Consider the following 14,833-nt stretch of genomic DNA (forward strand, 5'->3'; position numbering starts at 1 on the left):
CTGAGCCAGGATCAAACTCTCCAATAAAGTTAGTTTGTCTAGCATCTAAAATAAAAATTGACGTTTCACGTTGTTTGTTTCGTTTAGTTTTCAAAGTTCAACATCGCGTTTTAGCGACTTTTATAATTTAACATTTCTCGTTAAATCTGTCAACAGTTTTTTTCTTTCGCTGCTGACGACGCTTATTAATTTACCATATTAATCATTTAATAGTCAACACTTTTAAAAAAAATGCCAAAATAATTTTATCTTGGCATGATATAAAGCTTAATAATCACTAATGCTGCCACACCGGGTAGGCCTAATAAACTCGTTATTGCTGCTGTACCCATGTTAATCGGGATATGAAAATCAAAATATGTCCCTATAACATTTACGATAAAAAGCAACGCTATTCCTAAAGTAACATGAAAAATCACCTTACCTATAAAACGTAATGGCTTAGAGGCAACACCAAAAACAAGAAAAATAAATACTAAAGTAAGAATGCCAACAATAATAATTGTAGAATTCATTTTTTCCTCCTTATGAATGACCTATACATCTATTTGTATGGGACAAGACAATAAAAAAGAACAGTTATCATAAGTGGCATCCCTTTCATATAAACTAAATAAAACAATAACTCAGCATTTAACAAATAAAATAAAAAGGCCTGCTTAGAAAGCAGAACCCTTTACCATTGTTCCATTTTTACAGGACGACGCTTTGCTTCTTTCAACAAAAAGAAATATTTCGCCTCTGCTATTTTCAAAGAACAAATGACATCTTGAGACGGTTCTACACTTTGTTCGACCATTCTCTTCTGACGTAACCACTCATTCTTCACTTTTTCCAAAAGTACAATTAACTTATCGTCATACTCTTTACGCAATTTACCCTTTTTTTGAAAGAACATTTTTGTTTCTCCTCTTATACTTCTCTGCGACCTTCTAACGCTTTGGATAGTGTCACTTCATCTGCATATTCTAAATCTCCACCAACTGGCAGACCATGCGCAATACGAGTTACTTTAATGCCTGTAGGTTTTAAGAGGCGGGAGATATACATGGCTGTAGCTTCCCCTTCAATATTAGGGTTTGTTGCTAATATCACTTCTTGTACGGTTTCATCATGTAGTCGCTTTAAGAGTTGTGGGATATTAATGTCTTCCGGTCCAATTCCCTCCATAGGAGAAATCGCACCACGTAACACATGATATACACCTTGATACTCTTTCATTTTTTCCATCGCGATTACATCTTTCGGTTCTTGCACGACACAAACAACTGATTGATCTCGATGTGAATCATTACAAATATAACAAGGATCACGATCAGTAATATGTCCGCATACAGAACAGTACGCTAAATCTCGCTTCGCATTTACAAGTGCTTTCGCGAAACCTAACACGTCATCTTCTTTCATATCTAATACGAAAAACGCCAATCGAACCGCTGTTTTCGGTCCGATACCTGGCAACTTCATAAAACTATCGATTAGTTTTGATATTGGTTCTGGATAATGCATGTATCAATATCCTCCTAGAACATTCCACCCGGTAAGTTTAAGCCTTTTGTAAATTTACCCATTGTAGAGTTTGAAAGCTCATCAGCCTTTTTAAGCGCATCATTTGTTGCAGCTAACACTAAGTCTTGTAACATTTCGATATCTTCTGGATCTACAACTTCTTCTTTAATCTTCACTTCAAGAATTTGCTTGTGACCATTTGCGATAACTGTAATCATTCCGCCGCCAGCTGTACCTTCAACTGTTTTTTCACCAAGCTCTTCTTGTGCTTTCGCCATGTCCTTTTGCATCTTTTGCATTTGTTTCATCATGTTATTCATATTTCCCATTCCGCCACGCATCATAATTAATTCCTCCTAATTATTATTACTCTTTTATTTCAATGAGTTCTTGCCCTACTAATTTCACTGCCTCTTCTATAAGAGGGTCTTCCTTTTTCTCCGGACTTTCTTCAGACTCTCCACCTTCACGTTGTAAAAAGTCTTCACGGATTTTACCCCATTCACTTTTGGGAATGGCAATCATATTTAACCTTTTACTTAGCAATTCAAATAAAGCTTGTTCTACTGTATCCATAGCTTCTCGATTTTCGCTCGCCATCTTACAGTGAATCTCATATTGAAATGCTAAAACGTAAGTGTCATCTGAAGCTGCCACCGGTTCGCTATTTTCTAGTAAAACGGCAAACGCTACTTTGTTATATGATTTGAGTCTTCCTAACAACTCACCCCATACAGCTTTTAATTGTTCTAAATCTTGACGCTTCGCTTGTTTTAATACTTCATTTACACGTCCGACAGGAATTTTCATACTTCCTGTTCGTACCGGTTTTGGTGTTGCACGTGTCTCTCTTACTTCTTGTTGTACACCAGCTGGCACACCGTTCTTTTTGACTTGCTCTAACTCTTTCTCCAGTTGCTGCATCCTGTTCATAATTGCTTGCAAACGATCTGTACCATTTGCTTGCATCATAAACTGTTGACACAATTGCACCATAACAACTTCTAAGAAAATACGCGGATGATTTGTCCACTTCATTTCCTGTTGTCCCTTACTAAGGGTATGAATAATCTCATAGATCACTTCCGGTTGCATTTCTTCACTCAACTTACGGAATTGATCATCTACAATTACTCGTTCCAACATATGTTCTAGTTGCGGTGAAGTTTGATATAAAAGCATATCACGATAATAGTAAATGAAATCCTCCATAAAACGAACTGGATCCTTCCCTTTACTCATCATTTCATCTATGAGTTGCAATGCTCTTGATACATCATTTTCACGTATGCACTCTACTAAATTTCCTAAGTATTGCTGAGAAACAGATCCTGTTACGGCCAATACGTCTTCTGTCGTAACAATCTCATCACTATAAGATATAGCCTGATCAATAAGACTAAGCGCGTCACGCATACCACCTTCGGCAGCACGTGCAACAATTTGTAATGCTTCATCTTCCACTTGCGTACCTTCATTTGTCACGACCGTTGATAATCTCTCAACAATATCATTCACTGATATTTTTCGGAATTCAAAGCGCTGACAACGTGAAATGATTGTAGGTGGGATCTTATGAGGTTCTGTTGTCGCCAAAATAAAGATAACATGTCCTGGCGGCTCTTCTAAGGTTTTTAAAAGCGCATTGAATGCACCCATAGAAAGCATGTGAACTTCATCAATAATGTATACTTTATATTCTACAGCACTTGGAGCATATTTTACTTTATCTCTAATATCTCGAATTTCATCTACACCGTTATTTGAAGCCGCATCAATTTCTAATACATCTGAAATGGATCCTTGTGTAATTCCTAAACAAGAAGGACATTCATTACAAGGTTCAGCTACCGGAGCATGTTCACAGTTAATTGCTTTTGCAAATACTTTTGCAATTGTTGTTTTTCCTGTTCCCCTCGGACCAGAAAATAAATAAGCATGTGAAACTTTCTCTTGAAGAAGGGCATTTTGCAACGTTTTTGTCACGTGCTTTTGACCGACTACATCTTCGAACTTTTGCGGTCTCCATGTTCGGTATAACGCTTGGTATGACACGAAAATACGGCCTCCCTCAAAGGTTATTATCTCATTTATTATAACCCATTCTGTTTATAGATTCCAAAAGTTATTTTCTATACAAAAAACTCACCTTTTTATTAAGGTGAGTTTTGTATACATATATAACTGCCGTGCACCCTCCGTCGATTACGTACCATAAGCGTTACTCAAGCAGTTAGCTCGGTTCAGGCACTCCTGCGGCACACGAGAAGACCCGCTTATTGCTGCTTCCTTCCGGACCTGACAAGGTTCACGGGGTCCCGTTGCGCAGGACCCAAACGTCAACACCACTTACTTAAGGCAGACCTTACAGCAACATAACCTCGAGAGGGGATTCGGCCTCGCTAGAGCGGATTGCGAGTATAGGGCACCGCTACCTCCCCGCTTAGCACGGCAAAGTTAAAACCAATATTCGGTTGCCTTTATTAAAGGCATTATCAGTATAACTTGTTTCTTTGTAAAATGCAAATACGTTAGTTCTCAGTATTTCCCCCTAATTTTTTTATCGCTTTTCTTTTTTTACGAAGCTCTCTAAAAAAGTTCGTTAACAACGTACCGCATTCTTCCTCTAGTACACCAGATACTACTTCACATTGATGATTGAAGCGTTCATCCGTTAAAAGATTCATCAATGTTCCTGCACATCCGCCCTTCGGATCACTTGCACCATATACAACTCGCTTCACTCGTGATAAAACAATTCCACCGGCACACATTGGACAAGGTTCTAATGTTACATACAATGTTGCATCTTCTAAACGCCATGTCCCTAATTTTTTACATGCCTCATCTATCGCTAGCAACTCAGCATGAGCTATTGATCTTTGCTCAGTTTCTCTTAAATTATGGGCAACACTAATTACCTCACCATCTAACACTATAACTGCTCCAATTGGTACTTCCTGTATTTCCTCTGCCTTTTTAGCTTCTTCTATCGCTAATTGCATAAAATAAATATCTTGATCTTGTTTCATAACATAGTCCTTTCATTACAAATAAAGTACACTTATTTCCATTTACTACACAGGGGATAACTTTTACAAATTCAATCCACCCTAAAAGAAAAAAGAGAGGGGATTACATATGAAAAATACCGCCTTGCTCATTATCGATATGATTAATGACTTTCAATTTTCCCACGGACCCATTCTAGCTAAAAAATGCGAAACTATAACAAACCCTATTTTACAATTAAAGAAAAAAATGAAATCCTTCGGCTATCCTATAATTTACGTTAATGACCATTATCAACTTTGGAGATCTGATATCGACCAACTTATTACTCATTGCACAAATGAATATAGCGAAAATATAATCCATAAAATTGCTCCAAATTCTGATGATTACATTTTTATTAAACCACATTATTCCGCTTTTTATGAAACACCTTTAAATTCATTACTAGGTTATTTAAAAATAGAAAATCTAATATTAACAGGGGTTGCTGGAAATATATGTATCCTATTTACAGCTAATGATGCTCATATGAGAAATTATACATTGTATGTACCACAGGATTGTATCGCCTCTAACAACGACCAAGATAATATACATGCCTTGAAAATAATGGAAACTACATTGAAAGCAAATATAACATCATCAACCAAAATAAAATTTAATTAATACATATATCTATTTTCTAACTTTTTATATCAAATTAACCCGCTCGCTTCCCTCTTATGCTACAATAATTCTGTTTTGTGTTTTTAGTAGTCACGGTAAATCACTGATTGAAAGGAGGAAACAGCGTGACCGGAGTACCATTTATCACGGTTGAAGGACCAATTGGTGTTGGAAAAACTTCACTTGCGAAGGAAATTTCAACTCACATGCAACTCCACTTACTAAAAGAGATTGTTGATGAAAATCCCTTTTTAGGAAAGTTCTATGAAGACATCGACGAATGGAGTTTTCAAACAGAGATGTTCTTTCTTTGTAATAGATACAAACAATTAGAAGACATTAACATAAAGTATTTGAATCAAAGGAAACCAGTAGTAGCGGATTACCATATCTTTAAAAATTTAATTTTTGCATCCCGCACATTAAAAGACTCTCAATATGACAAATACATGCAAATTTATCGTATCCTTACACAAGATATGCCTGTGCCAAATGTCATTGTTTATTTAACAGCTAGCCTAGAAACATTGCAAAAACGAATCGCCATGCGCGGAAGAGAATTTGAAAAAAACATGGATCCAAATTACTTACTACAGCTCACAAAAGATTATGAAACAGCAATGGATGCTTTTAAAAAAGATCATCCAGAAATACCAGTATTGAAATTTAATGGAGACGATATGGATTTTGTAAAAAATCCTGATGATTTAAACGTCATCCTATCTGCCCTTCAAAATACTCTCTTAAAGGAGTCGAAATAATAATGAATTTAAGGCAAAAATATGATATACCCAATGACGCAGTAATCACTATCGCCGGAACGGTAGGTGTGGGTAAATCAACTATGACAACTGCATTAGCTAATGCTTTAGGTTATCGCACATCATTTGAAAAAGTAGATTCCAATCCATATTTGGACAAGTTCTATGCGGACTTCACTCGCTGGAGCTTCCACCTACAAGTGTACTTTTTAGCAGAACGATTTAAGGAACAAAAAAGAATTTTTGAATATGGTGGCGGTTTTGTTCAAGATCGTTCCATTTACGAAGACACTGGAATTTTCGCAAAGATGCATCATGAAAAAGGGACAATGACGGAAACTGATTATGAAACATACAAAGGTTTATTTGACGCTATGGTCATGACTCCTTACTTCCCTCATCCAGACTTATTAATTTACTTAGAAGGTTCTTTCGATGATATTGTCGATCGTATTCAAGAACGCGGGCGCCCAATGGAACAGCAAACACCAATTGAGTACTGGAAAGAAATGCATGGACGTTATGAAAACTGGATTAACAACTTTAATTCATGCCCTGTATTACGCTTAAATATTAATGAGTACGATATTTTAAAAGATGGTGATTCAATCGAACCAATCATTAAAAAAATTGGCCATTTTTTAAAACAAACACGTAAACTTGTAAAATAAAAAACCCGTGCATATGCACGGGTTTTCCTATTAAATTACTTCTTCTTTGTTGGAGCAATAATTTCACTCTCAGGTTTTCCTGCGTTAATGCGCTGACGAACAGTACTTGTACTAATATCGTATGCTTCAGCAATCTCTTTAACAGTCATTTCTTTACCGTTAATTACTGCCGTTAATACTTTACCTGTACGTTTTGGAGCTGCTTCTTTCTTTACAGCCGCTTTTTTAACTTGTTTTGGCGCCTCTACTTTACTCTTAGCTGGTTTTACATCACAAGTACAACCACAAAGTTTACGGAATGTATCATCACTAATAATGCGTGATACATTTGCACCACTGTTTAAAATTCTATTGTTCTTACAGACAGGACATTGTACATAATATAAAGTTTTTCCATCTAAAGGAAACGTTTGTATAATAAGATCCATGTTGACTCCTTTCATATCTATGAAGATAATCATCGGAATATGAGTGTGTAATAAGGACAAGATTACCTTACACCATACTTTATGATTGGTTTTAAAATAAAAACTCGTTACGTGTTGGTAACGAGTTCTCCAATCTCCACTTATATGCGCTGTTGTCAATTATATCTGGAGGAGGTAGAGGGATTCGAACCCCCGCGCGACTCTCGCCGCCTGTCGGTTTTCAAGACCGATCCCTTCAGCCAGACTTGGGTATACCTCCATATTGACATCAAATATAATATCAAAAGAAAAACAGTTAGTCAACCCTACTAAAATAAATTATGAGGAAAGGAAAATTTTACTTTCCCCTTCCTACATTACAGTACTGACAACGCTCATAATTACCAATCACTCATACCGATGAATGTTTAAATTTACTTAATAACTGTTTTTCCTCCCATATAAGGGCGAAGAACTTCTGGAATTATAATTGTACCATCTTCTTGTTGGTAGTTCTCTAAAATAGCTGCAACCGTACGTCCAATTGCAAGACCAGATCCATTTAATGTATGAACATGTTCTGGTTTTCCATTTGGCTCACGGCGGAAACGGATATTTGCACGTCTCGCTTGGAAAGCTTCAAAATTACTACAAGAAGAAATTTCACGATATGTGCCATAGCTCGGAATCCATACTTCAATATCGTATTTCTTCGCTGCTGTAAATCCTAAATCGCCTGTGCACATGCTCATAACGCGATATGGCAACTCTAATAATTGTAACACGCGTTCTGCATCATTTGTTAATTTTTCTAACTCTTCATAAGAATCTTCTGGTTTTACGAACTTCACAAGCTCTACTTTATTGAACTGATGCTGGCGAATTAAACCACGTGTATCACGCCCAGCTGAACCTGCTTCAGAACGGAAGCAAGAGCTAAATGCAGCATATCTTATAGGCAATTGCTCTTTATTTAAAATCTCATCACGATGCATATTCGTTACAGGTACTTCAGCTGTTGGAATTAAGAAGTAATCTTCACTTTCAATACGGAATGCATCTTCTTCAAACTTTGGAAGTTGCCCTGTTCCCGTCATACTTGCACGGTTTACCATATATGGAGGTAATACTTCTTCATATCCATGCTCATCAGTATGAAGATCAAGCATAAAGCTAATTAAAGCACGCTCTAATCTTGCACCAGCACCTTTGTAAAATACGAAGCGGCTTCCTGTTACTTTCCCAGCGCGTTCAAAATCTAAAATTCCTAAATCAGTAGCAAGATCCCAATGTGGTTTTGGCTCATAAGTAAATTCTTTCACTTCTCCCCAAGTACGTGCTACTACATTATCATCCTCTGTTTCACCAACTGGAGCAGATTCATGAGGTATATTTGGAATAGATAACATTAATCTTTCTAAGTCTTCTTCAACTGTACGAAGTTCGTTATCAAGATCCTTTACTTTTTCTCCAACCTCACGCATTTCTAAAATTAGAGCTTCTGCATCTTTCTTTTCGCGCTTTAATACAGAAATTTGTTGAGATACTTCGTTACGTTTACTTTTTAATTCTTCTGTCTGAACAAGTAGTTCTCTTCTTCTCGTATCAAGTTCTTCAAAACGTCCGAAATCAGTTAAATCTTCGCCTCTATGCTGTAATTTTGCTTTTACTTCTTCAAAGTTTGTACGTAAAAATTTAATATCAAGCATTATATACTCCTCCTTTTATTTTATAAAACACAAAAAACTCCCGTCCCTATATAAAGGGACGGGAGTTAACCCGCGTTGCCACCCTAGTTGAAAGCATTACTGCTTTCCTCTCAAGTAGAAATAACGGCTCTTCACCGGGAATGCTTACTAATCCAAAAGATATTCCACATTCCATTCCAGGATGGATTCACAAACTGTTTCTATCGATTTCCACCAACCATCGACTCTCTATAAGAAACGACATTTGTTACTATTTCCTATCAACACGCTTATTTTATAAAATTGTTACCATCAATTTACTATAATCTTATACAAGTTGCAAGTTACTTATACAACTTTTTTCATTTTCGCTTCTTTTACCATTTCAACAAAGTATGCTGTCACACGATGATCATCTGTTAATTCCGGATGGAATGAAGCAGCTAAAAACTGATTTTGTCTTACCGCTACCATTCGATCACCATGCTTAGAAAGCACTTCAACATTATCAGCTACTTCTACAACATACGGCGCACGGATAAATACACCAACGAAGTCTTCACCCACGCCTTCAATTGAAAGTGCAGCTTCAAAACTATCCTTTTGGCGTCCGAACGCATTGCGCTCAACTGTAATATCCATAGCACCAATATGTGCTTCTTCATAGCCAATAAGTGTTTTCGCAAGAAGAATCATCCCTGCACATGTACCAAACATTGGTTTACCAGACTTTGCAAATGTACGAAGTGATTCCATGAAAGCATACTTATCAATAAGACGGCGGATTGTTGTACTTTCACCGCCCGGTAAAATAAGACCATCAATCTCTTCAAGTTGCTCTATACGCTTTACAACAACAGCTTCTGCACCACTTGCTTCAACTGATTTTACATGTTCACGAACTGCACCTTGAAGACCTAGTACACCGATTTTCACCATTTTAAAGTTCTCCTTTAATTACCATCCACGCTCTTGCATGCGTTGTTCTGGTAATAACGTTGAAATTTCGACACCCTTCATTGCATTACCTAATCCTTTAGAAAGGCTTGCAATTAGTTCGTAATCTTCATAATGAGTCGTTGCTTCAACGATTGCACGTGCAAATTTCTCTGGGTTTTCTGATTTGAAAATACCAGATCCAACAAATACCCCATCAGCACCAAGTTGCATCATTAATGCTGCATCTGCTGGTGTTGCTACACCACCTGCCGCAAAGTTTACAACTGGTAAACGACCAAGGCGTTTAATTTCAAGTAGTACTTCATAAGGAGCACCAGTATTTTTTGCATATGTCATTAACTCATCTTCACGTAGACTTGCAACTTGACGGATTTCTGCATTGACTTGGCGCATATGACGCACTGCCTCTACAATGTTTCCTGTTCCTGGTTCACCTTTTGTACGAAGCATAGATGCACCTTCTGCAATACGACGTGCAGCTTCTCCGATATCACGGCAACCACATACAAACGGAACTGTGTAATCACGTTTATTTAAATGGTATACTTCATCGGCAGGAGTTAATACTTCACTCTCATCGATATAGTCTACCCCTAATGATTCTAATACACGTGCTTCTACAAGGTGACCGATACGGCATTTTGCCATAACCGGAATTGACACTGCACCCATAACTTCTTCAACGATTGTTGGGTCTGCCATACGAGAAACGCCACCTGCTGCACGAATATCTGCTGGTACACGCTCTAATGCCATAACGGCAACTGCGCCTGCCTCTTCTGCAATTTTTGCTTGTTCAGCGTTAACTACGTCCATAATAACGCCGCCTTTTTGCATTTCTGCCATTCCACGTTTTACACGTTCTGTCCCTGTTACATTTGTCATGTACAAAAACCCCCCTAGGTGAATTGCTTTCCCCCGTTAAAGGCGAAAATTAAGAATACTCTTACATTCTACCACTAACTATCAGATGCTTGTCTACTACTTTTTCATAAAGTCGGTATGAAAAATAGGAATAAAAAAAAGCTCCTATCATGAGGAGCTTTTAAAACCAACCTTTTACTGTATCAACAGCACTATTCCACATACCACTAAAGAATGAACCAATTCCGCGCATAGCACGAGTAAACCAGTTTGCTTCTTCCACTTCAGATGTTGTTACAAGATCCACTTGCAGTGACTTACCAGTTAAAAATCCAGGGTCGTTTGTATCTTTTGGCGTAATTACCATTTGACCAAGCGCCGCTCCCTTTTTAATAGGTGCTTCTTGTCCCTTACTTGATTCTTTTAATTCCGTTTTATAAACATCTTTACTTCCTTTTGGCACTGGAAGTGAAATAGCTTGTTTCGTTTGAACTGCTACATCTTTATCTTTCGCATTTTCTACTCGTACTGTTTCTTGTCCTTTTACTGAAGAACCTTTTTTATACATTTGTTTCACTTCAAAGTTAGCAAATCCATAATCATATAGCTTCTTTGTTTCATCAAAACGTGCTGTATGAGAACTTGTTTTAATAACTACAGAAATAAAACGCATTCCGTTTCTTTCAACCGTACCAGTGAAGCAATCTCCTGCTTCTGGAGTTGAGCCTGTTTTTAGGCCGTCTACGCCATCATATTCTTTAACTAAGCCCTTTAACATCCAGTTCCAGTTCGACATTGCAAACTTCTCTTTTTCTGGACGGAATTCTTTTTTAGGGATTTTTGCTGTATCTAACACTTTTGGATAATCTTTAATTAAATGTTGTGCTAAAGTTGCAACATCCTTTGCAGACATTTTATTTTCTTCATCCGCTGTTGTTCCTTCAGGATGCATTCCCTTTAAATCTTTATTCGTTAAACCTGTAGAATTGACAAATTTATAATTTTTCAACCCTAGTTCTTTCGATTTATCATTCATCATTTTTACGAAGTCTACTTCTTTACCTGCAATTGCTTCTGCTAATGCAATTGTTGCACCATTTGCAGAAAAGATTGCCATTGCCTCGTATAACTCTTTTACTGTATAAGAGCCACCATTTTCTAATGCAACATTTGATAATGAAGCATCTTGTGAAACCTTATATGCATATTCAGAAACCTTAATTTTCTGGTCCCACTTAAGTTTTCCTTTATCCACTGCTTCGTGAACTAAATATTCACTCATCATCTTTGTCATACTAGCAATGGATAATAATTCATCTGCATTCTTTTGATATAAAATTTTCCCAGAATTCGCTTCTACTAAAATTGCCGCACCTGCTTCAATGTTTAAAGCGGCTCCTGTTTCAGCTGATGCATTGCTATATGGCATAAAAATGCTACAAGCTAGTGTAAGCACTGTTACCAAAGCAATGAATCTTTTGCAAAACATACCTTTCACTTTTGCTACCCCCAATATCTATGTACTCACATAACCGTTATTCTAACATAATCAAAAAAAAATAGACAGAGATATCAAATCTCTGTCTATTTGTATATAAGACATTATAATGAGTAGTTTGGAGCCTCTTTTGTAATTTGTACGTGATGAGGATGACTTTCACGTAAGCCAGCACCTGACATACGAATGAATTGTGCATTTTCGCGTAAGAATTCTAAATCCTGTGCTCCGCAATATCCCATACCTGCACGTAAGCCACCAACTAATTGGTGAACTGTATCTGCTAAAGGTCCTTTATATGGTACTCGTCCTTCAATACCTTCTGGGACAAGTTTTTTATTGCCTTCTTGGAAGTAACGATCTTTACTTCCTTTTTCCATCGCACCGACAGAACCCATACCACGATACACTTTAAATTGACGACCTTGGTAAATTTCAGTTTCTCCAGGGCTTTCTGCAACACCTGCAAACATGCTACCTAGCATAACAACATGTGCTCCTGCCGCTAAAGCTTTCACCATATCACCAGAGTACTTAATACCGCCATCAGCAATAACTGGAATGCCGTGTTTACGAGCTTCTGTTGCACAATCATAAACCGCAGTTAATTGTGGTACACCAACACCGGCTACAACGCGTGTTGTACAAATAGAACCTGGTCCAATACCAACTTTAACTACGTTTGCACCAGCTTCAATTAGTGCTTTCGTTGCTTCAGCAGTAGCAACATTTCCAGCGATAATATTTAGTGATGGATATTTAGCACGAACTTCTTTTACCTTATCAATAACACCTTTAGAATGCCCATGTGCTGTATCAAGTACAATTGCATCTACACTAGCTTTTACTAATGCATCGATGCGAAGCATAGCATCCGCTGTTACACCAACTGCTGCTCCAACTAATAAGCGTCCTTGCTTATCTTTAGCAGAGTTTGGGAATTCAATTACTTTTTCAATATCTTTTATTGTAATAAGCCCTTGTAATACACCGTTATTATCAACAAGAGGGAGTTTTTCAATTTTATACTTTTGTAGGATCTTTTCAGCTTCTTCCAGTGTAGTACCAACTGGAGCTGTAATTAATTGTTCTTTTGTCATTACGTCAGAAATTTTGATTGAGTAGTCTTGGATGAAGCGCATATCACGGTTTGTAATAATACCAACTAATTTTCGCTCATCTAAATTATTTACAACCGGTACGCCTGAGATACGATATTTTCCCATAAGATGTTCTGCATCATATACTTGATGTTCTGGAGTTAAGAAGAAAGGATCTGAAATAACGCCGCTTTCAGAGCGCTTTACTTTATCAACTTGCTCTGCTTGTTGCTCAATAGACATATTCTTATGAATAATTCCTAAACCACCCTGGCGAGCCATTGCAATAGCCATGTCAGCTTCTGTTACTGTATCCATTCCTGCACTAATTAACGGGATGTTTAGCTGTAAGCTTTCAGATAAAACTGTTTTAACACTTACTTCTCTTGGTAATATATCTGACCTAGCTGGTACAAGTAATACATCATCAAAAGTCAAACCTTCTTTAACAAATTTAGATTCCCACATAATTGTTCCCCCTATGATACCAGAAATTATTATTAGTAGCTTATCAATTGGTTAAAATACTGTCAAGGACGTATATATATGTTAGAATTTTTAGACAATAAAAGGAGCGTAATATATGCATCAAACATCTTGTACTTGGCAGCAGTTAAGTTTCTTTTTTTCATCTCAAAACGTACAAAGTTATCTTGCCCGTTGTTACGAAAAATCCTCTATTCAGGATGCCGAAAAAAAAAGTTTTGAAAATTGTTATCCCTTTATTTATTACTTAGAACACGGGAAAAATTATTATGAATTATATAAGACAGCTCCATTTTCCATTCAACCAATGTTGTTATTTTATGGAATTAGTCAACTTTTTAAAGCATGCCTACTAACTATTGACCCTAACTATCCTGAATCCACTACTGTTTTAGCTCATGGCGTTACAACTCGCAAACGAAAAAAACAAGGGTATCAATTTTTAGAAGATGAGGTGAAGGTACAAAAAAACGGATTATTTACTCATGTTGCAGAACAACTGTTTCACATGAAACACTTAGAAGCAGAAAAATTTAACATGTTAGAATTAATGGGAAATATTCCAGAATTACAAAATTTATTTCGTTATAGTCAAAAAGGATCAACTTTATATAAAATCGATTCAACAATTAAAAATGAGCTCTCCTTTTCAGTCAACCTACTAGATCGATTACATATGACTAAAGAGAGATTTTCTCGTTACATTGAAACATCTTGTAAGCATTTATCAATACAGCACGTACCTGAGAAGACTAATGAATCGAATTTACTTTTTACAGCGCCCATTCAATCATGGAATCCTATGTACAGTACTCCTTTATACTATGAACATCTTACTAATACTTATTATTTGCCACTTACGACTGATCCTAGAAATCCTAAGCCAATATTACCTGAACTCCTCATTCATTATTTATTGCTCTATAATTTAAGCATGATTTCTAGGTATGAAACAGATTGGTGGTATGACTTACTTGGCAGTTATGGTTCTGAAGATTATCCATTTATTTATCAATTTCTAAGTATTTCTGCTCAAAAAATCCCTTACTATATTTCAAATTTTTTATTAATGGAACCAAATCTATTTCATGGGAAATAAAAAAACACAAGTCAAATGACTTGTGTTTTTAGTTGCTTGGCGACGTCCTACTCTCACAGGGACAAGGTCCCAACTACCATCGGCGCTAGAGAGCTTAACTTCCGTGTTC

The 14,833-nt window shown here is 36.8% G+C and carries 16 protein-coding genes, 1 tRNA gene, 1 other RNA gene and 1 other annotated feature; of the genes, 4 read left to right on the forward strand and 14 right to left on the reverse strand.

Annotation, left to right across the window (positions count from 1 at the left end):
- Positions 1 to 245: 245 nt before the first annotated feature.
- The 7 genes from ACTFRH_RS30500 to tadA all read right to left on the reverse strand — a co-directional run bounded on the left by ACTFRH_RS30500 (position 246) and on the right by tadA (position 4,541).
- Positions 246 to 515, reverse strand: coding sequence for a pro-sigmaK processing inhibitor BofA family protein (locus ACTFRH_RS30500; protein WP_001089271.1), 270 nt, complete (start codon positions 513 to 515; stop codon positions 246 to 248).
- Positions 516 to 676: 161 nt separating this feature from the next.
- Positions 677 to 898 (reverse strand): YaaL family protein, encoded by a 222-nt coding sequence (locus tag ACTFRH_RS30505; protein WP_000466019.1) that lies wholly within the window; start codon positions 896 to 898, stop codon positions 677 to 679.
- A 14-nt stretch (positions 899 to 912) separates the two neighbouring features.
- Positions 913 to 1,509: a recombination protein RecR gene (recR, locus tag ACTFRH_RS30510; protein ID WP_000559169.1), complete on the reverse strand. Its 597-nt coding sequence runs from the start codon at positions 1,507 to 1,509 to the stop codon at positions 913 to 915.
- A gap of 14 nt (positions 1,510 to 1,523) precedes the next feature.
- Positions 1,524 to 1,850, reverse strand: coding sequence for a YbaB/EbfC family nucleoid-associated protein (locus ACTFRH_RS30515; RefSeq protein WP_014894853.1), 327 nt, complete (start codon positions 1,848 to 1,850; stop codon positions 1,524 to 1,526).
- Positions 1,851 to 1,875: 25 nt separating this feature from the next.
- Positions 1,876 to 3,564, reverse strand: a complete 1,689-nt coding sequence (gene dnaX / locus ACTFRH_RS30520) for a DNA polymerase III subunit gamma/tau (RefSeq protein ID WP_000121564.1) — start codon at positions 3,562 to 3,564, stop codon at positions 1,876 to 1,878.
- Between the two features lie 132 nt (positions 3,565 to 3,696).
- An RNA gene (gene ffs / locus ACTFRH_RS30525) (signal recognition particle sRNA large type) lies at positions 3,697 to 3,961 on the reverse strand.
- Positions 3,962 to 4,040: 79 nt separating this feature from the next.
- Entirely contained in the window at positions 4,041 to 4,541 is a 501-nt protein-coding gene (gene tadA / locus ACTFRH_RS30530; protein ID WP_000806702.1) for a tRNA adenosine(34) deaminase TadA, read from the reverse strand.
- 109 nt (positions 4,542 to 4,650) lie between these two features.
- On the opposite strand from tadA, the gene ACTFRH_RS30535 reads away from it, so the two are divergent.
- The 3 genes from ACTFRH_RS30535 (at position 4,651) to ACTFRH_RS30545 (ending at position 6,622) form a co-directional block, all read left to right on the forward strand.
- Positions 4,651 to 5,190: an isochorismatase family cysteine hydrolase gene (locus tag ACTFRH_RS30535; RefSeq protein WP_000798723.1), complete on the forward strand. Its 540-nt coding sequence runs from the start codon at positions 4,651 to 4,653 to the stop codon at positions 5,188 to 5,190.
- A 125-nt stretch (positions 5,191 to 5,315) separates the two neighbouring features.
- Positions 5,316 to 5,951 (forward strand): deoxynucleoside kinase, encoded by a 636-nt coding sequence (locus tag ACTFRH_RS30540; protein WP_000148218.1) that lies wholly within the window; start codon positions 5,316 to 5,318, stop codon positions 5,949 to 5,951.
- A gap of 2 nt (positions 5,952 to 5,953) precedes the next feature.
- Positions 5,954 to 6,622, forward strand: a complete 669-nt coding sequence (locus tag ACTFRH_RS30545; protein ID WP_001053585.1) for a deoxynucleoside kinase — start codon at positions 5,954 to 5,956, stop codon at positions 6,620 to 6,622.
- Between the two features lie 35 nt (positions 6,623 to 6,657).
- Here ACTFRH_RS30545 and ACTFRH_RS30550 read toward each other — a convergent pair whose 3' ends face one another.
- From ACTFRH_RS30550 to guaB, 7 genes are all read right to left on the reverse strand, one after another.
- Positions 6,658 to 7,050 (reverse strand): DUF3797 domain-containing protein, encoded by a 393-nt coding sequence (locus ACTFRH_RS30550; protein WP_000364191.1) that lies wholly within the window; start codon positions 7,048 to 7,050, stop codon positions 6,658 to 6,660.
- A 166-nt stretch (positions 7,051 to 7,216) separates the two neighbouring features.
- Positions 7,217 to 7,309, reverse strand: a tRNA-Ser gene (locus ACTFRH_RS30555).
- A gap of 154 nt (positions 7,310 to 7,463) precedes the next feature.
- Positions 7,464 to 8,738, reverse strand: coding sequence for a serine--tRNA ligase (gene serS, locus ACTFRH_RS30560; RefSeq protein WP_000884187.1), 1,275 nt, complete (start codon positions 8,736 to 8,738; stop codon positions 7,464 to 7,466).
- Between the two features lie 51 nt (positions 8,739 to 8,789).
- Positions 8,790 to 9,011, reverse strand: a binding site (T-box leader).
- 54 nt (positions 9,012 to 9,065) lie between these two features.
- Positions 9,066 to 9,656 (reverse strand): pyridoxal 5'-phosphate synthase glutaminase subunit PdxT, encoded by a 591-nt coding sequence (gene pdxT, locus ACTFRH_RS30565; protein WP_440048905.1) that lies wholly within the window; start codon positions 9,654 to 9,656, stop codon positions 9,066 to 9,068.
- Between the two features lie 18 nt (positions 9,657 to 9,674).
- The gene (pdxS, locus tag ACTFRH_RS30570) at positions 9,675 to 10,562 is read right to left on the reverse strand and encodes a pyridoxal 5'-phosphate synthase lyase subunit PdxS (protein ID WP_000186165.1); all 888 of its coding nucleotides are present in this window, start codon (positions 10,560 to 10,562) and stop codon (positions 9,675 to 9,677) included.
- A 160-nt stretch (positions 10,563 to 10,722) separates the two neighbouring features.
- Positions 10,723 to 12,030 carry a D-alanyl-D-alanine carboxypeptidase DacA gene (gene dacA / locus ACTFRH_RS30575; RefSeq protein WP_125653127.1) on the reverse strand — a complete coding sequence of 436 codons (1,308 nt, stop codon included), beginning with the start codon at positions 12,028 to 12,030 and terminating at the stop codon, positions 10,723 to 10,725.
- Positions 12,031 to 12,143: 113 nt separating this feature from the next.
- Positions 12,144 to 13,607 (reverse strand): IMP dehydrogenase, encoded by a 1,464-nt coding sequence (gene guaB / locus ACTFRH_RS30580; RefSeq protein WP_000264088.1) that lies wholly within the window; start codon positions 13,605 to 13,607, stop codon positions 12,144 to 12,146.
- Between the two features lie 115 nt (positions 13,608 to 13,722).
- Here guaB and ACTFRH_RS30585 point away from each other — a divergent pair, with 115 nt between their 5' ends.
- Positions 13,723 to 14,724: a YaaC family protein gene (locus tag ACTFRH_RS30585; RefSeq protein ID WP_440048910.1), complete on the forward strand. Its 1,002-nt coding sequence runs from the start codon at positions 13,723 to 13,725 to the stop codon at positions 14,722 to 14,724.
- Positions 14,725 to 14,833 lie beyond the last annotated feature (109 nt).

Source organism: Bacillus cereus group sp. MYBK216-1, from assembly GCF_051916495.1.
Taxonomy (GTDB): Bacteria; Bacillota; Bacilli; order Bacillales; family Bacillaceae_G; genus Bacillus_A; species Bacillus_A thuringiensis_K.